This is a genomic window from Bacillus sp. EE-W1, assembly GCF_009760835.1.
Classification (GTDB): domain Bacteria; phylum Bacillota; class Bacilli; order Bacillales; family Bacillaceae_G; genus Bacillus_A; species Bacillus_A wiedmannii.
Genome location: NZ_WIPE01000056.1, coordinates 270,945 through 289,586, shown reverse-complemented (window position 1 = coordinate 289,586; position 18,642 = coordinate 270,945). Strand labels below are relative to the sequence as shown.

Below are 18,642 nucleotides of genomic sequence, written 5' to 3'. Positions count from 1 at the left end.
TTATTTGTATTACGTGAAATTTTAACGTTATTTATGAACGGACAGCCACTTCTCTAACGAGCGGATTCTGTACCTGTACGTAAATTGCTTGTTCTAAAGGATTACTTAACTCATCGACATCGAAAAATCTCGTTAATAAATTTGCTTTACATGCCAACTTATCCTCTTCTAACAATTCTCTTAAAAAGGTAGAAGGTTCACGGTTATACGGAAGGAACGATTCAAGTACAGATCTTAATTCAGAGAGAAGAATTTCCTCCTTAATTAATCCTGCTGTGCCAAAACCGTTAATGAGACCAAACATATGATTGAAAATTAAGTAGTAACGAAATCTCTCATCTACAATATAATCGTCATATAGATTTCCAGTACGTTCTCCAATGCCAGCCAACTCATTATTAAGCATCTCTTTCATTGAATTACAGAAATAAAACCCTTGATTATCACGGAAATAATATTTGACCGGATAACCATCCTTTAGCTGAACAACACTATTTTGCTGATGCGCTTCTAATGCAACACCATAACGTAAGTACATCCATACCATCGGCTTTAAAGAAATATTCATATATCGTCTAAACCAATCTAAACTTACTTCTTCACAGCTTCTACTTTCTACATCTGCTAGTCGATGAATAATATTCGATAAACGAGTACGTTCCCCAGGTATAGCATCTTGAACTAATCCAGCAATTAAAGTAGCGTCATTTGCATGTTCACCATAAAAAGGGTTCTCTCGTATAATTACTTCAAATCCAGATTCTTTTGCCCCGTAATTTAATGTAATAAATGCTGGATCACAAATAAAATCAAAACCTGGAAACTTATCTAACACTTCACCAATTGCTGCATTTAGCATTTCCTTTCCTTCAAGACCACTCTCTAGTTCCTTCAATTTATTAATACGCATTGAATTTGTTACTTTTACTGGGAATGAAAACTTAAGCATATATTTTGATTGGGGATGATATAACGTCCTAAGTGATGATGTTGCCATATAATACTTACCGACAGGACCGATATATTCAAGTACTCCTTGATCTATCCAATCCTGTACGTATGATTGGTGTAATAGCCATTCTGCCTGAAGCGGATGAATTGGAAGTAATGAATATTCATCTTCATTACAATACTTCGATATAAATTCTTTACAAACCATCTCATCATTACGTAACTCTTCTTTTAGAATTACTGTTGTAGAATCTAACAATAATGATTTTTCATTTACTATATTTTTATGTGCCCTAAAATAATGAAGCTGACATTCTCCTTTTAATTCTGGAGAATACATTGCGCTTTTCCATTCCAAAATACCTTGTCTACTCTTTGGGGTTGGATGCGTTAAATGTCCAAATAATAAAGATTGCTCCGCTTCTATAAAGGATGTATGGAAACCGTATAATGCAGATGTATCTTCTATTCTCTCCTTTGTAAATTCTTCAATATTTTGACAACTACAAATAACTCGAAGCATAAGTTCAGCAGGATTCGTCCCTTCTCCGTAGTTGATAGACATCTCTTTTATTAAGAATGTAATAACAGTAACGTAATCTGCTTTTATAACATTCTTATTTTCTCCCATTTGATAATAAAATTGTTCTCCAAACAAATGGCGATCTGTTGCTGATTTATATATAACTTCTCCATACAAAGTAATGTTTTGTGCCGATAACCGACAGCATAAATAAGTAGAGCCAGTATCTCTTTGAAATGAATTGTAGAAAGTATCCTCTATCCTTTTATCCGCTGTAATCCATTCTCCACTTCCTGTTTCTCTTAAATAACAATTTAAAAAACTTTGTATTGTTGCATGTTCCGCGATTTGTTTCGCACGCTGCATACTTGTCCTCCTCTTTATATGAACACTATCGGAATTTCATATTACAATCGATAATTGAATATCGTTATCAATTAAAATTTTAATTGATTATCATTATCAATTCAATAGTTTATTTCAGAATTTTTAAATCCGAATAAATATTTCTTTTTTTCAGCCTTTCTTTAATCTAATTAAAAATACACAAGAAAAATTCTCACTTTCAAACTACATACTTATTTATTTCATTAGTAATCCCCTTCAAAATAGTTAAACAAAAGAGGTATACATTAATTCGTATACCTCTTTCAAACATACAGTTTACATAATAATATTATTTATATCCCTCCAACAATAGGCTGTCTCTTCTACCTGTACTCCCTCTAAAAATTTCGTATCAATTTTTTCTGGATTAAATTTTTCATAAAAATTTTTAGAAGGGTTATTCGTAACAACCCATACTAAAAGTGATTGCATATCATTGTTTATACATTCCGATAATAAAGCTTGAAATAACTTTTGTCCTATTTTCATTCCTTGATACTCTTGTAAAAGGTAGATTGCATATAATTCCCCATCACAATTATATGTACCACTTCTTTCCACTCCCCTGTCAATGAATCCGATTATTGTTTCATCTGACGTCTCTGCTACAAATCTATATTGGTATGTATCTTCTTGTTGAAAAATATTTTTCCATTGTTTTTCTCGTTGCTCATATGTTATATTTTCTAAAAATTCGTCAGCAAATATCCCTTTATATGTTGTTTTCCAGCTATCAACATGCACCTTGGCTATACCTCGTATATCATCTTTTATCGCTCTTCTAATATGTATTTCCATCATTTCTCCCCCTTGTTATTCATCATTATATCAATTTATTTCCTTAAAAATCCAAATAAAAAAGAGTGAATGCACTTCACTCTTTTTATCACAATTATCTACTTTCCACTTCAACTGAAACAACACGATCAATCTCTTTTAGGGAACTGTATAACTCAGTTGTATATAAATCTTCTGGAGCTAAAATAACCATCTCCAATTGCTGGAATGCTCCATTATCAATATCTTTAATTTTCACTCGTTTCACATGCATACCTAAATTTTTAATTTGCTTAAATATACCATCTAACTCATGATGCTCTTTTACAGTAATTTTTATAGATAAGTCCTTTTGTCTTAATGAATAAGGGCCTGCAATTTTCACAATTTGCGGAAGTACGTTAATCGCTAAAATAATTAAAATCATAGCAACCGTCGCTTGTACATAAAATCCTGCTCCAATCGCAATACCTAAAGCTGAAGCAGCCCACACCATAGAAGCTGTCGTTAATCCAGAAATAACATCATTACTTCTTCGTAAAATAACACCTGCCCCAAGAAAACCAATCCCACTCACAATTTGAGCAGCAAGACGCATTGGATCCATATTTGTATGACCCGGTACAGAATAAACATTCACTGATTCAATTGAAACCATTGTAATTAAACAACTTGCTACAGAAATAACCATACTTGTTTTCACACCAAGCGGTTTATTCTTTAGCTGCCTATCTATCCCGATGAATAATCCTAAAAAGAGTGCTAAACCTAATTTGAATAAAAATTCATATGACATATTTCATTCTCCTTACTTTACAATGTTTCCCTTGGAACAATTCACTATAACTCTTTTATGATATCAATTCCAGTCTTTTCTATTCATTTAACGTAAAAAGCCGAAAAAACATTTGTAACGATGTTTCTCCGGCTTTTTATTATGCTTAAGATTCTTCTTTATTTCTGATCTTTAATCTTAATCTCTGCATCTTTGTAGAATGCTAATTTACTGTCATTATACTCTTTTGTAAAATTGTTAAATTGCTCTTTTGATTTTTGTGCTTCCACAGTTAATTCATTAACAGCCTTAACTTTTTCACCAATCTCTTTTAATTTCGTTTCTTTTACTTTTAAATTTTCATACAGTTCTTTTTCAGTCGCTAACGCCTTCGTATAATTTTCATTCATCTTTTGGAATGCATCATAACGTTTTTTATACGACTCTTCTACTGCTTTCGCTTGTTTTTGTAACTTCTTATCTTCAAGCTTCTCTATATTTCCTTGAACAGATTTTGTTTCTTTCTGAGCTTTTTCTAGCATCTCTTTCTCAGTTTTTAATACTTTTTCACGGTCATCTACATTTGCAGTAGCTTGCTCTATCTTCTTCATAACAGCGTCATTATGATCTTTACCTTCTTGTAAAATTTGAGAATATAGCTCTTGACCTTCCTTCTCTAACTTCTCTAACTTCTTCGCTTCATCAACTAATGATTTTTCTTGTGTTGCCGCTGTTTCAAAAGCTGTATAAAGGTTTTCTTCTGGTTTTTCACCGAAACAACCTGTCAATAATCCTACTGATAGTGCTCCAACTACTGCTACTTTTCCATACTTCAACGTTCATTCCTCCATTACATACGGTTATCATGCCAGAAATTCACTGGGAAGTGACTCTCTTCATGATAAGCTTCAAACTCATAACCCTTTTCTTTTAACCCTTTTAAAATTGCTGGCACAGCAGCAACTGATTGTGGGTGAATGTCATGCATTAAAATAACTTCCTGTGGTTTTGTTGCATTTGTTATTACATTTTGAGCAATTTGTGCTGCCGCTGCATCAACTTGCATTTTGTTATATTTCCAATCTAATGAATCAATTGTCCAATCCCATACTTTAAAACCGCCCTCTACTACTTTATTTCGAAGACCTTCATTTAATCCAGGCATCGAACCGTATGGTGGACGTGTTAATTTAGGTGATTTTCCAATAATATTTGCGATTAAGCTTTGATCTTCTTTCATTTCATTTACATACTCGCCATTTTTATATAACTTTGCAAAATTATGTGTCATACTATGCATACCTACATAATGACCCTCTGCATTTTCACGTTTCACTAAATCCGGAAATCCTTTTACATTCGCTCCAATTAAAAAGAACGTCGCCTTCGCATCATGCTGTTTTAACGTATTTAACAATTCAGCCGTATATTTCCCTGGGCCATCATCAAATGTAAGGTAAGCAACTTTTCTTTCTTTTCCATTAAAACGACTTGGTGCCGTTTTATTCATTTCTACTTTCGGTTGTTCACTTGCAAGCTGTACTACGTTTTCTTGTTTTGCAACAGCCTTTGCTGGTGAAGTAATGGATTGAAACATGAAATACCCAATAGCTACTGCTGCAATCGCTATTAAGCCGACTACTACTCGTTTAACTTTAAAAGCTTTTTCCATTCTATCGAATTCCTCTCCCTATTAATCTTATATATAAATCACCCAATATAATTATACATCTATTTATTTTATTACACTATATAAACAGACTTTATATGTATTATAATGGGAGTTTTATCAAAATGGTTGTTCCTTTTCCTTCTTTACTTATAATAACTAAGTGTACCTCCATGAAGCTCCACCATTTTTTAACGATAGCTAAAACACCTGTAGCACGGTTATTAATCTAGTAAAATGACTGTTCTATATATGGTAAATGCTCTGTAGCAATTCCAATCCCTTCGTCTTTCACCTTTATCACTGCTTGTCCTTCTTTTTTAGTCGCTTCAATATATACTTTACCATTTTTATGTGAATATTTAATGGCATTTTGAACAATATTCAAGAAAACTTACTTTAGCCTATTTCGATCTCCTATCAATTTAATTCGTTCTATAGTTTTGATGAATTGCATTTGCTTCTCTTCAGCATTAGGAGTTAATTGCCAAATCGTCTACTCTAGTATATCGTATAATTGCACCTTTTGTTTATATAAATTGAAATGATTTAAGTATAAGTTTTCTAAAATAAAAAATCGTTACAGAAAAGTTACAAATCTATCTCGATAAAAAAAGATTGGCAAAGGCCAATCTTTTTTTATTATTCATTTCGAACTGGTTTTGGTGTTACACCTAAATGCTCATTTAATTTTTTCGAAATATCTTTTACATTTTTTTCGTTTGGAATGTAATAATAAATACCTCCGATACGTTTATCCGTACCTTCTATTTGCATTTTTTCCATTTCTAAATTAGATCCTGCCATATTTTTTGTAATCGCAAGCATATCATCGAAAGTTAAGTTCGTTTTCATATTTTTATCAACCGCATCAAGTAAAGAGCCCATTTTGCTAATTGATTGCACAGACATCGCTTTTTTTGCAATTGCTTCTATTACAAGTTGTTGTCTTTGTCCACGCATTGCGTCACTATCAATTTTACGCGTTCTTGCAAGTGCAAGTGCTTGTTCTCCATTTAAATGTTGGAAGCCTTTTTCTAAATGAATCATACCCGCTTGGTCTTTACTATCTTGCTCTGTGAAAGTAACAGGTACATCAATATCAATACCACCAAGTGAATCGACAATTTGTACGAATGATTCAAAGTTAAACTTCACATAATAATCAACAGGAACATTTAAAAATCTTTCCACCGTATCTCGTGTACTTTCAACACCACCAAATACGTGTGCGTGTGTAATTTTATCTAATTTCTTTCTAGATGGAATATATACACGTGAATCACGCGGAATACTTACTAATTTAACTGATTTATCATCTTTATTAATTGTTGCTAATAAAAGTGCATCTGTGCGAACAGCTTCACCATATTGACTTTTTCGCATTTCACTACCATCTACACCCATAATTAAAATAGAGATGTTATCCTTTAAAGGCTCAACTTCTTTATCACGTTTTGATGATTTATCAATTTGTGCATACGCATCACTTACAACAGCTTTTGCTTTATTATATATTAATGATCCATATCCTACTCCTCCAAAAATAAGTAGGAAAAATGGAATTAAAATGAACCATTTTATTGACCTTCTTTTAGAACGTTTTTTATTGCTTCTCGTATTTTGTTCTAATTCAGAGCTCATCTTCATTCGCCTCTCTTTCTCTTTCCCTAGTATAATGTATGTCTAGTATTCTTCATATTGAATTTCCTTTCAAACACCTTACATTTTTGTAAGGTTACATGATGAATCCAATATGTATTCCATTTCACATTATACTCTCGTGCTTATTTTTGGCAAGTCACTATTTTCCAACTTCAAATATTTAGCACTTCGCAACATTCGAAATTATAGATTTATAAATTTATTCGTTTCGAATCCTTCAATTTTCACCTAAAAAATTAGTAATGCAACAATACATTTCATATTATCTCTCAAGCGGTGTATACATTGTTTTCTTCCCATGATTATTAATGAAAGCGGATTTTGCTTTTAGTTTCGTCTTTTCTATTTCTATATCTTCATTCGAGAAATTCACAATAATTTTAATACCTTTTCCATAAGAAGCAGATTGAACTAATTTATCTTCTGACAAATATACAAAGTTCGTCATTTCTTCTTTTACTGCCTTTTCATGAACGTCATTCCAAACTTTCAGGTGCTGCGTAATTTCTTGTTTATGCTTATTCCACTCTACTTCATCTAAATGGTACAACGGAGGAACATTATACAATAATTCGTATAGCATACGGTTCCCTACCTCATCTTTTACTTTCAAACTTCCCCATTCCCAGTGGTGCGTTGTAATTACAGAATCATTGTATACTAATTTATATAATGGTACTGAATATACAGGGTTTAAATACACTTGTTTATATTCTTCTTTTAACGGTACTTGTTTTGCATATTTTTCTGGAACATTTTGATTCGGTGACCAATATCCGCCCACATAATACGGACTTGTTTTATTTTTCCTCATATCTTCATCGTCCCATTTAATAACCGGTGTTTCAATACCGTGAGCAAATGCAATCGTGCTACTTGCAAAGTCATTTCCGCCTTCTGAGCCAACTACCATACCTTTTTCTTGCGCAATATAATCCATTCGTTGCAATCTTGCTTTTAAATCTTGTTCTTGTGTCGTTATATGTTTGGCTGAATAGTCATCATAAATTTCACCTGTTGCATCACAATCAATAAACCATGAATTATATTTAGGTCCATTTTGTAAAATATCGTTCATTCGCTCTTTTACACTAGGAAGAGATAAAGTTGGATTTAACTTTCGCCCTCTACCTAAAAACCCTTGCACTTTTTCTCCATTTTTCTTCGTCACAGTTCCCTCTTCATATAACGATGGATCCTGAAAAGAAGCTGTATTCCAATTTTTATCAGCTTTTTCGTGAATAGAATGATAAGAATCATACGGACCAACTAAATATCCCATTTTCTTAGCTTCTGTCACGAAATCAGGCTGCATATACCCTTGTTCCCAGTTCGGTAGCCCAATCCATGCATTGTCTATTCCTGATTCTTTCATTTCCTTTATAATATCCGTTCCATCTGCCTTACCCCATTTACTTACTTCTTCAACCGCATCACCGAGCGCTGACTTTAATACATGCTTATTTAAGTTATATAACTCCATCTTCGATAAATGGTCTATCCCTTTGTTTAATAACTCACTAGCGTTCTGATCAACCTTTTGAAAAATATCATCTTTATACAATTCCTTCATTGATAATACTTCATTTACATAACGCAAAATAACATTTTTTTGGTACTTATCAATGAAATCTTGTTTACTTACTTGCTCAAACACACTCAGTTCTCCAGGCTCCGAACTATTCTTTTGAATAAGCCCTTTTATATGACTAAATACAGGACTATTTATTTGCTCTCTTATTTTAGGCCAATTTACGTTACTGTTAGACAAACCATTTTGATTCCAAAAATAAAAATGAGCAGCACCATAAAGTTTTTCAATCTCTTTATTTTTTCTAGCCTTTTCTTGTAATGTTTTAAATTCACCTTTTTGAGCAATATTATCCTTATACAGTTTAGCAATACTGACTGCATCATTATTTGTCACATATAATTGAAATCCATATGCTTTATTTTTATTTATACTCGGGAATTCATGTATAAAATCAAATCCTATTTTCGGATCCGAATGAAATTTCAATTCATTATTAAACATATTGTTCGCAATAAATACAATTGAATATTTCGAACCATTTAACGCAAAAAACTTCATAGAAAATGATTCAGCAAATGAATATGCATCATCCTTTAAAAACTTCTTCCAATTTTCATCATTACTCGGAATTTGCTTACCTTCCCATAACGGAAGTGTATAATTTTCAGCTTGTACTTTCGGCCACGTAAAGCTTTCTGCACCAGTCGATTCCACTTCAATATTTAAGTGATCTTTTTTCTTTTCTAGATTCACTTTTACTTTTTGATCTGGATATTCCCAAGATGTTCGATCCTTGTCTTTTTTTACATTCGACACCTTCATTTTCGGTAACGGCTGTGACGCCTGTTCCTTTACACCATCATGTTCTACAGTTAACATGAAAGTCTCTGGATTTACATCGTAAGTAAACTCTTTATACGTCGCTTTCTTTACTTTAGAATCTTGTACAGCCTTGTTACCTTTTACATCACACCCGACTAAAGTCGAAAATGACATCGTTGTAAGAAGACATATTGCTATCATTTTTTTCATCTTCTGCACCTCCACCACTGAATATACAGGGGCTTTGTTACAGGAATGTGGCAAAAAAATAGAACTAGCATAACGCTAGCTCTATTTTGAGTATTATAAATAAGTTTGTATGAACAACTATAATCTGCTTAAAGTATATGTAGTACAATAACCGTGTTTTTTCATCCCCACTAAATATAAAAGCAAATAATTCGAAGCCTTAACACTTATTTTTCAACTAAAAAAATAAGTGTATATAATATACCCTAAAACTAGCACTAAAATTACTAGCGCTGTACCTTTCCAATTCATACCACCCGTCATATCAACTGGACTACCTGATTCAGCTCTGTTAAATCCATCATTTAAAGAACCGGTAGGATTATTTTTCAATTCACTTTGCCTTATACGTTCTCTGTGTTCTTCTGGTGACTCTTTTTTCATACGATCACCTCCAAATTAATACATGCTTTACCAAATTATACATTATTACTTTTCTTTTATATGCCAACTGAAAAGATATTTACAACAAAAAAAGCTAGCAATGCTAGCTTTTTTATAGTTCTATATGTTCTTCTTTATTTACAGTAATTCCTCTATGATCGATTTCTAGCACACACACTTTCATAGACGTAAATACTCTCGCTAATTGCTCAGCAATTTCTTGACGCTTATCATATGGCGTTAATATAAAAATGGATGGACCTGCACCACTAAGCGCTGTGCCGTATGCTCCAAACTCTTTTGCACATTTACGAATTGAGGGTAATAACGGTACGAGTTCTAAACGATACGGCTCGTGAAAATGATCTCTTTCCATCATTTCACCTACAACTTCCCACTTCTTTTGACAAAACGCAGCTACTAATACGTTGCTGATTGCACTAGCCTTAACTGCTTCATGAAACGGAAACACATCTGGTAATACAGATCGGCTTTCCTCTGTATTTAACTCTTCATTTGGAATAAGAGAAATTACACCTAATTCCTTACTTTCAATTCTTACAACCGAAACATTCTTTCCATCAAGTGCTCCGATTACAGTTCCTCCTAATATAGAAGCCGCAACATTATCTGGATGCCCTTCAAAATTTGTTGCAATTTGAACTTTTTGATCAGTCGTTAAGTTTAAATTGCCAAGTTGATTCGCAAGCTCTATCCCTGCTACAATTGCTGATGCACTACTTCCTAGTCCTCTTGTAAGCGGGATATTACTAGTAACTTCTATTCTGTGAGGTGATAAAGAAGGACATACTTTACATGCCGTGCTAACGATTAAATTTTTATCATCTGTCGGAATTAATTCTTCAAAGGAATGGATTACTTGCCATCTATCAGCTTTTTCTTTTACCACCACATCTAAATATAATGACAAAGCTATGCCTACTGAATCAAATCCAGGTCCAACATTCGCTGTACTAGCAGGAACACGAATACTTAATGGTATCACGACATAATCACCCCTTTAATATGTTCTTTAATTTGTTCTATATTATTTGAAACACTTGCAATATCTAATGTATTAGAAGAAATTGCGATATCAGGATCTTTCAAACCGTTTCCAGTTAAAACTGCAACAACTGTCTCTCCTTTTTTGATTTTTCCAGATTGAACATGTTTAATTACACCTGCTAATGAAGCATTTGATCCTGGCTCAGCGAAAACCCCTTCCGTTTTTGCTAATAATCTATACGCATGTAAAATTTCTTCATCTGATACCATATCTATTTCACCGTGAGACTGTTCAGCAGCCTCTACTGCATATGACCAACTTGCGGGGTTACCGATACGAATCGCTGTTGCAATTGTTTCAGGTTCTTCAATGACATGTCCTTTTACAATAGCAGCTGCTCCTTCCGCTTCAAATCCGTGAATTCTTGGCTTCTTATAGCCTTTTTCTTTCTCATATTCACAGAAACCTTTCCAGTATGCTGTAATATTTCCGGCATTCCCAACAGGAATCGCTAAAACATCTGGTGCACTTTGCAACTGGTCACAAATTTCAAATGCTGCTGTCTTTTGCCCTTCAATTCGATAAGGATTCACTGAGTTTACTAATGTAATCGGCTCTTCCGCAGCAATATTTCTTACAGCCTTAAGTGCATCATCAAAATTTCCTTCTATTGAAATGATTTCAGCTCCGTAAGCGACTGCTTGCGCTAATTTTCCATGTGCAATCTTTCCTTCCGGGATTACGATTATACATTTCATTCCAAGGCGTGCCGCGTATGCTGCGGCCGATGCCGAAGTATTACCTGTTGATGCACAAATAATTGCCTCCGAACCTTCTTCTTTCGCCTTCGCAACAGCCATTACCATACCACGATCTTTAAAAGAACCTGTCGGATTCGCACCTTCGTACTTACCGTATAACTGAATCCCTAATTGTTTTGATATATTTAATAGCGGAATAAGAGGTGTATTTCCTTCCATTAAGCTAACATCAGGTGTATTTTCATTCACCGGTAAATAAGAAGCATACTGTTTTAATAATCCTTTATACATATTGTTTTTCCTCCTCAATAATGTAATAACTGTTTATTTCACTTGCGACACTTTCTATCGCTCCTAGAACTCGTTCAAATTGATACTTTGAAGTTTGATGTGTCACAACAACGACTTCTGCAAGTTCACGATTTAAAGGTAATTGAATAACTTCTTTTAAACTTACAGAATAATTAACGAAACATTCTGTTATTTTTTGCAACATCCCAGGTTCATCTCGTAATGAAATACGTAAGAAATATTTCGAAACGACTTCTTCATCCCCCTGTAATTCATACGGTTCTGGTTCTTTTAATGCGCTTTTATTTTTCTGAACTTGATTCATATTTTTAACGATTGAAATAATATCACTTACTACAGCAGAACCAGTTGGTAACTTCCCAGCTCCAGGTCCGTAAAACATTACTTCTCCTACTGCTTGACCATGAACATATACTGCATTAAATTCATTATTTACATTCGATAATGGATGATGACTTGGTAAAAGAGTCGGTTCTACACTTAAATGAATGGCTGACCCTTGTTTCTCTGCTTTACCAATTAATTTCATAGTAAATCCTAACTTTTCAGCCATTTGTAAATCTTCTTTTTCGACCTTTCGAATCCCTCTTACTTGCACATCATCTAAAGAAACATTCATCGAAAAACCTAAGTTTGCAAGAATGGCTACCTTTCTCGCCGCATCTAACCCATCTACATCCGCTGTTGGATCCGATTCTGCGAAACCTAATTTTTGTGCTTCCTGTAAAGCCTCTTCATACGACCATCCATTTTGACTCATCTTTGTTAACATGTAATTTGTTGTTCCATTTACAATTCCCATTATTTTTTCAATTTGATCTGAAGCTAATCCGTCTGTTAATCCTCTTAACACCGGAATACCGCCCGCTACACTTGCTTCATAACATAAATCACAATCATTATCGTTCGCCACTTGGAGAAGCTCTGCACCGTATACAGCCATTAAATCTTTATTTGCTGTTACGACATGTTTTTTATTTCGTAAAGCCTTAACAATATGTTGCTTTGCTTCTTCAATTCCGCCCATTACCTCTACTACAATATCAATATTTGGATCATTTAGAACTTCATCGACATGACTTGTTACTACGATTCCATCAATGCAAACATCACGTTCTTTTTCTAAGTCACGTACAACGACTGTCTTTACTTTCACTTCATACCCTGTATCAAGTGTAATTTTTTTATAATGTTCTTTCAAAATATGGACAACACCACTTCCGACCGTACCTAAGCCTAACACCCCAACATTAATAACGTTATTCATTTTCTAATCTCCTCCTACAATTTTATTTTTTATCTCTATCAATCACCTTGCTCTGCTTTTTAATCATGCAGGTGGTGGTTATTTTCGTACGTACAAATCGTTTCATTTTACTGCACCTCCTTTCAAAGTAAAAAAACACACTCATCCCTAGGAAAGGGACGAATGTGTTTTCGTGGTTCCACCCTTGTTCCAATCCAGACTTAACTCCTTCTAGATTGCTCAAGTTCAGATAACGGCTGATTCCGTCAATAATTACTAGATTACTCGTTCACTATTGAAGTTCAAAGGTGGTAAAATCATTTCTCGTGTTAGGAAGCTCACACCCTTGGCTTCCCTCTCTGTAAACCGTAAAAATGATTCCGTGTCCTTATCGTTACTTTTTCGTTCATGTTTATTTGTTAACTCATTATACTCGTATAAACAACAAAATCAATACTATTTTTTAATTATTTTTAATTTTCAATCCCTAATTCAATAAAAAAACACACTCATCCCTAGGAAAGGGACGAATGTGTTTTCGTGGTTCCACCCTTGTTCCAATCCAGACTTAACTCCTTCTAGATTGCTCAAGTTCAGATAACGGCTGATTCCGTCAATAATTACTAGATTACTCGTTCACTATTGAAGTTCAAAGGTGGTAAAATCATTTCTCGTGTTAGGAAGCTCACACCCTTGGCTTCCCTCTCTGTAAACCGTAAAAATGATTTCATGTCCTTATCATTACTTTTCGTTCATGTCTATTTGTTAACTTATTATAGTTATCAACTTTTTAAAAAGCAAGCCTATTTTTACTAACTATTTTCAAAATCTTTTTTTATTATATTTCACAATAACATTTTACAATTGCCGCTCGATTTACCTATTTTGCTATTTCTCCATTTTGTAAATCAACAGTTCATATATAAATATCCCATTCTAAAATGTGTACATATTCACCTTACAAAGATATATTAATAAAGTTTTTTAATACAATCTTTTCGTATAACTTTCTTCTAAAGAACGTGCAACATCTTCTTCTGAAGCATTCACTTTCGCATGCTCCAGCAACATTTTTGCTGCTGAAGGTAATTCTTTTTTATTTAACCAAAATTCTGAATCCCACATCTTAGAACGAATAAAAGCTTTTGCGCAATGAATATAGCATTCCTCTATTTCAACAACAATTCCAAGTAACGGATTGCGTCCATTTGCCTGCATTTCTTGCAAAATTTCTTCATCGTTTGTAATGAATGCTCGGCCGTTTATTCGGAGTGTCTCCCCAAGACCAGGGATCAAAAAGAGTAACCCTACGTGCGGATTTGAAATAATATTCAAAATGGAGTCTATACGACGGTTGCCTGGTCTTTCTGGAATAATAATTTTATTATTATTTAATACGTATACAAATCCAGGTGCGTCTCCTCTCGGCGAAGCATCACACTCTCCTAATTTATTTGCAGTAGATAATACTAGAAAAGGAGATTTAGACAGAAAATCTATGCAATGATGGTCTAATGATGAAATAACTTTTTTCAAAGCTCGCTCACTTGGTCGCCCCAATATTTTTCGTAACTCTTCCTCTGTTGAAATAATCGATTTTATTTCCTTATTCTCTATCCCCACTTATACTCAACCCTTTTTCTTTATTTTCCCAAGATTCAATACAAATATTGTATAATAAAATTTGCAGAAAGGGGAATTTAAATGACAGAGTGGTTAACAATATTTGATACTGAAAGAAATATACTTGGGAAGAAATTACGTGATGAAGTGCATCGTGACGGTGATTGGCATGAAACATTTCATTGTTGGTTTGTAGAAAAAGATGCTGAAGATATGTTTTTATATTTTCAATTACGCTCTAAAAATAAAAAAGAAGCGCCGAGTATATGGGATATTACTTCAGCTGGACATATTATGCATGATGAAGATGTACAAATTGGCGGTCTTCGTGAAATTGAAGAAGAACTAGGACTTTCCTTTCAAACTACTGATTTAGCATACAAAGGTATCTTTAAAATAGATTATGAAATTTCAAATCTTACTGATCGTGAATTTTGTCATATTTATTTTCACAATGTCATCAATACACTTTCATTTGCACCAGGTGAAGAAGTAGACGATGTGATGAAAATACATGCAACTTCTTTTCTACAACTATTAAAAAGAGAGATTTCATCTTTTACGGCTATTTCTGTTTTAAGCAATACACCGATAACAATAACATTTGAAGATATTTATCCATATGATCTTGCATACTATGGATTTGTTATAGAAAAAGGAAAAAACTTACTAGAAAATAATAGTTTATAAATAAAATAGGACTTCCATTTTAAAGTACTTGGGAGTCCTATTCTTTATAGTGGATGATTGACAATACCCGACTGATTTAAATTCCAGTTTATTTTCTCTCTTTCGATGTTTGGAACATACTTGGCAGCGTTACAAAGCGTGCCCCTTTCGTTTTTAACTGCGGAATAATTTTGTCTAGTGCCTCTACAGATCCTTGCAAATGCCCACCTGGTGTTGAATGCTGAAGTATAACACTGCCAGGAAATGAATTCCCTAACACATTATTTGTAATCGTATCAGCGCTTACTCCTTTCCAATCAACCGTATCAACACTCCATTGTACAATCATAAAATTTTGCTCTGTTGCCCACTTCAATTGATTTTCAAGTATTTCACCGTATGGCGGACGAATAAATTTCGGTGCATAACCAGCTAAACGATTTAATATCTCTTCGGTTTTCATAATTTGATTACGGTACTCAGCATCATTTACTTTCGCTAAATTTGGATGGCTATACGTATGATTGCCAATTACATGCCCTTCATTCGCAATACGTTTTACTACATTCGGAAACTTTTCTGCATTTTCACCAAGCAAGAAGAAAGTCGCCTTCACATTATGTTGTTTTAACTTATCTAAAATTTTCGGCGTAAATTCTAAATCTGGTCCATCATCAAATGTAAGAGCGACTTCCGCTTTATTGTACGGCCCTGAAAATGCGTACGCATATTTTTCGACCCACGAAAATGGCGTCCACGATCCACGCTCATATGCTTTCATTTGTACTGTATATTTTTGAGGGATATATGTGTATGGCAATGAACTCATATAGTCTCCATAATAAAATGAGTGATATGGCATATAGGCGTACGAAACATCTCGTTCTAGTCCCCATTCATATGGGGCAAACATTTCTGACGAATAAAAATAATACATGATAAAAACCTCCCTAAAATTTCATATGTGATTCATCTGCACTTTGTTAGAGAAATTATTATTCATGAACAAAAATAAGACTGTCCATAATTAGGACAGTCTTACTGCTATATACAATTAATAAATCGATGCACTATCTTTCGGCAAAGCTTTTACATGTTTTAAATAGCTTGTCACTCTGTCATCATCACCTTGCGGGTATTGATACCCATATGTGTTACCAATTTCGTTCGCAACTTTTCTAAATAAATCGCCCATTACAAAAAACGACTCCCAAATGTCTTCATATTCAGCATTCGAATAGGTCCTTTTAAATTGCTCCCACATATCTTTTTCAATGTATTGCTCGAAAAGCTTTCCAAACTTTCCTGCATTAACTGTAAAGTCTGTTTTCATACCAATATGCCATTCTAACATTACGATGAACATATCTCGTACTGGACCATCAAGCATTCCTTTCGCATAAGAAAGTTCTTCCCTCCATAGTCCTTTTGCCACATTCGTACTACACCACCAAAATTCATTACAGCAATCTAAAAACTCTTTTTCTGTAGGCTTTTTTATTAAGTAATCCCTATCGCTTGCTGGTGGAAATTCGTCAATACAATTATCTTTATCCAGAAGCAGTTCACTTAAACTATCTTGTCCAATGAACTTATTTATCAATTCAAAGGGAACGAGCGTTAAATCAATTCGGTTTCCATCCATAAACTGCATTAAATACGGAAATTTCCCGTCTTCATCTGGTGGAACTAATGACATTTCTTCCGGCATTTGTACAATCATTATTTCGCCAAATCTATGAATCCAATTATGATTAGACGTAAAAGATTGTATATCATTTACAACATACATAATATCATAGTCTTGAAAACAATCTTTTTTCACATGTTGATTTACACGTGACCCATTCATGATGACAGCTCGAATTCTTCCATCCTCTTTTGCTGTACTAATAATTAAGTCTAACATTTCTTTTTCAGTTCTCATCTATTCCTAACCTCCAATTTTTATATAAACTTATATTTCCAAGTATGTTGGAGGTCCACGAGGTAGCTGTGTTGTACACGATACATGTTATAATTTTTGAAACATCTTTTTCATTTTCTCTCCTCCTATTTTTTTATATCTATTCTTCTAAATCGTTCACATACAAGCAATATATCATCAGAAAAATCATGACCCACTTCATTCAATTTACTTCTGAAATATCTTTCATGAATCTCCTTCCAATTTTTATAGCTTTCATCCCCTTCAGCAATTGCAAATTCTTCTGTAATTTCATTCATAGGTACTATTGTTACTTCAATCGTCTTTACAATTGCTATCGGATTTTCATCGTGATCCAAAATAACAGTGTAGTCCTCTGTAGTTGGTAACGGTATATTCTTTAATTCATAGAAGAGATATGCAGAACAAGTTGCCGTTTTCGTTCCGTCAACTACTTGCTTAGCAAGACGATTTGGGGTATCACCAAATTTCCATGCACTCACCGATTTTGGTATCTCAGCATTTTTCCAATACTCCGTCCAGTATTGTTGTGCTGCTTCATTCATTATCTCTCACTCCCCTAAACTCTACTATAAGTGTAATAGACTTTCGAACCGTATCACTCTTTTACAACTGCCATTACAAACCCATCGTATCCTTTACTTCCGACAGTTTGAAGCGCAGTAGCACTTACACGTGGCTCTGCAGCTATTAATTCATAGAAGCGACGTATCCCTTGTACGCGAGGATCGTTACTCGTATTGTCAATAACTTCTCCTTCACGTACTACGTTATCACCAATAATTATAGTACCAGGGCGTGATAGTTTCAGTGCCCATTCAAAATAAGTAGGATTATTTTGTTTATCGGCGTCTATAAAAATAAAATCAAATGGTTCATAATTCTCATTTTCGATTTGCTGTAAAGAATCTAAAGCTAATCCTGTTCGCACTTCAATTCTATCATTCAAATTGGCACGCTCAATATTGCTACGTGCAATTTCAGCATGCTTTTCACTTGCCTCCAATGTAACAACTCTGCCTCCTGATGGCAATCCCCTTGCAAGCCATACCGTGCTATATCCGCCTAGAGTACCAATTTCCAAAATGTTTCGAGCTCCTTGAATTTGTACTAATAGTTGCAAAAACTTCCCTTGCGTTGGCGATACATCATGTGCTGGTAAATTAGCTGCAGCGTTTGCTTGAAGTACTTCTTCTAATGTAGAATCTTTCGGTATTAATACATCACTCACATATTGATCAACAGCCGTCCATTTCTCAATCGTACTCATGTAAATACCATCCCTTTCAATATTTTTCTACTATTCACATATTATACAGAAAATTCTGTCTCGTAAAC

Annotated in this window: 17 protein-coding genes, 1 pseudogene and 2 other annotated features; of the genes and pseudogenes, 1 reads left to right on the top strand and 17 read right to left on the bottom strand. The window is 34.0% G+C overall.

Annotation, left to right across the window (positions count from 1 at the left end):
- Positions 1–31 precede the first annotated feature (31 nt).
- The 13 genes and pseudogenes from asbA to GFJ36_RS09020 all read right to left on the bottom strand — a co-directional run bounded on the left by asbA (position 32) and on the right by GFJ36_RS09020 (position 14,687).
- Positions 32–1,840, bottom strand: coding sequence for a petrobactin biosynthesis protein AsbA (asbA, locus tag GFJ36_RS09080; protein WP_087982863.1), 1,809 nt, complete (start codon positions 1,838–1,840; stop codon positions 32–34).
- A gap of 297 nt (positions 1,841–2,137) precedes the next feature.
- On the bottom strand, positions 2,138–2,659 hold the full coding sequence (locus tag GFJ36_RS09075; protein WP_097889408.1) for a GNAT family N-acetyltransferase: 522 nt from the start codon (positions 2,657–2,659) through the stop codon (positions 2,138–2,140).
- A gap of 94 nt (positions 2,660–2,753) precedes the next feature.
- Positions 2,754–3,434 (bottom strand): MgtC/SapB family protein, encoded by a 681-nt coding sequence (locus tag GFJ36_RS09070; RefSeq protein ID WP_097889407.1) that lies wholly within the window; start codon positions 3,432–3,434, stop codon positions 2,754–2,756.
- Between the two features lie 158 nt (positions 3,435–3,592).
- Complete coding sequence (locus GFJ36_RS09065) at positions 3,593–4,249, bottom strand: YkyA family protein (RefSeq protein ID WP_097889406.1); 657 nt, start codon at positions 4,247–4,249, stop codon at positions 3,593–3,595.
- Between the two features lie 14 nt (positions 4,250–4,263).
- Complete coding sequence (locus tag GFJ36_RS09060; RefSeq protein WP_097889405.1) at positions 4,264–5,085, bottom strand: peptidoglycan-N-acetylglucosamine deacetylase; 822 nt, start codon at positions 5,083–5,085, stop codon at positions 4,264–4,266.
- A gap of 100 nt (positions 5,086–5,185) precedes the next feature.
- A pseudogene (locus GFJ36_RS09055) lies at positions 5,186–5,641 on the bottom strand (sensor histidine kinase); the annotation flags it as partial.
- A gap of 83 nt (positions 5,642–5,724) precedes the next feature.
- A complete protein-coding gene (locus GFJ36_RS09050) occupies positions 5,725–6,726 on the bottom strand; it encodes an LCP family protein (RefSeq protein ID WP_000093639.1) in 1,002 nt (333 codons plus the stop codon).
- A gap of 283 nt (positions 6,727–7,009) precedes the next feature.
- Entirely contained in the window at positions 7,010–9,313 is a 2,304-nt protein-coding gene (locus GFJ36_RS09045) for a glycoside hydrolase (RefSeq protein ID WP_087982871.1), read from the bottom strand.
- Between the two features lie 213 nt (positions 9,314–9,526).
- Complete coding sequence (locus tag GFJ36_RS09040; RefSeq protein WP_087982873.1) at positions 9,527–9,736, bottom strand: DUF6366 family protein; 210 nt, start codon at positions 9,734–9,736, stop codon at positions 9,527–9,529.
- 112 nt (positions 9,737–9,848) lie between these two features.
- Positions 9,849–10,742, bottom strand: coding sequence for a homoserine kinase (thrB, locus tag GFJ36_RS09035; protein WP_087982875.1), 894 nt, complete (start codon positions 10,740–10,742; stop codon positions 9,849–9,851).
- Entirely contained in the window at positions 10,739–11,797 is a 1,059-nt protein-coding gene (gene thrC / locus GFJ36_RS09030; RefSeq protein WP_000276442.1) for a threonine synthase, read from the bottom strand. Before thrC ends, thrB begins: the two co-directional genes overlap by 4 nt.
- Positions 11,790–13,085, bottom strand: a complete 1,296-nt coding sequence (locus tag GFJ36_RS09025) for a homoserine dehydrogenase (RefSeq protein ID WP_087982880.1) — start codon at positions 13,083–13,085, stop codon at positions 11,790–11,792. The genes thrC and GFJ36_RS09025 overlap by 8 nt, the downstream gene beginning before the upstream one ends.
- Before the next feature lie 151 nt (positions 13,086–13,236).
- Positions 13,237–13,468 (bottom strand) — a binding site (T-box leader).
- Between the two features lie 115 nt (positions 13,469–13,583).
- Positions 13,584–13,815: a binding site (T-box leader), on the bottom strand.
- 233 nt (positions 13,816–14,048) lie between these two features.
- On the bottom strand, positions 14,049–14,687 hold the full coding sequence (locus GFJ36_RS09020; protein WP_088608616.1) for a pyridoxamine 5'-phosphate oxidase family protein: 639 nt from the start codon (positions 14,685–14,687) through the stop codon (positions 14,049–14,051).
- Between the two features lie 81 nt (positions 14,688–14,768).
- Here GFJ36_RS09020 and GFJ36_RS09015 point away from each other — a divergent pair, with 81 nt between their 5' ends.
- Positions 14,769–15,377 (top strand): NUDIX hydrolase, encoded by a 609-nt coding sequence (locus tag GFJ36_RS09015; protein ID WP_097889404.1) that lies wholly within the window; start codon positions 14,769–14,771, stop codon positions 15,375–15,377.
- Between the two features lie 88 nt (positions 15,378–15,465).
- On the opposite strand, the gene GFJ36_RS09010 is transcribed toward GFJ36_RS09015, so the two are convergent.
- The 4 genes from GFJ36_RS09010 to GFJ36_RS08995 all read right to left on the bottom strand — a co-directional run bounded on the left by GFJ36_RS09010 (position 15,466) and on the right by GFJ36_RS08995 (position 18,574).
- Positions 15,466–16,293 (bottom strand): peptidoglycan-N-acetylglucosamine deacetylase, encoded by an 828-nt coding sequence (locus tag GFJ36_RS09010; RefSeq protein ID WP_088063072.1) that lies wholly within the window; start codon positions 16,291–16,293, stop codon positions 15,466–15,468.
- 117 nt (positions 16,294–16,410) lie between these two features.
- Positions 16,411–17,283: an aminoglycoside 6-adenylyltransferase gene (locus GFJ36_RS09005; protein ID WP_097889403.1), complete on the bottom strand. Its 873-nt coding sequence runs from the start codon at positions 17,281–17,283 to the stop codon at positions 16,411–16,413.
- A 125-nt stretch (positions 17,284–17,408) separates the two neighbouring features.
- Entirely contained in the window at positions 17,409–17,849 is a 441-nt protein-coding gene (locus GFJ36_RS09000) for an ASCH domain-containing protein (protein WP_087982892.1), read from the bottom strand.
- 53 nt (positions 17,850–17,902) lie between these two features.
- Complete coding sequence (locus GFJ36_RS08995) at positions 17,903–18,574, bottom strand: O-methyltransferase (RefSeq protein ID WP_087982894.1); 672 nt, start codon at positions 18,572–18,574, stop codon at positions 17,903–17,905.
- Positions 18,575–18,642 lie beyond the last annotated feature (68 nt).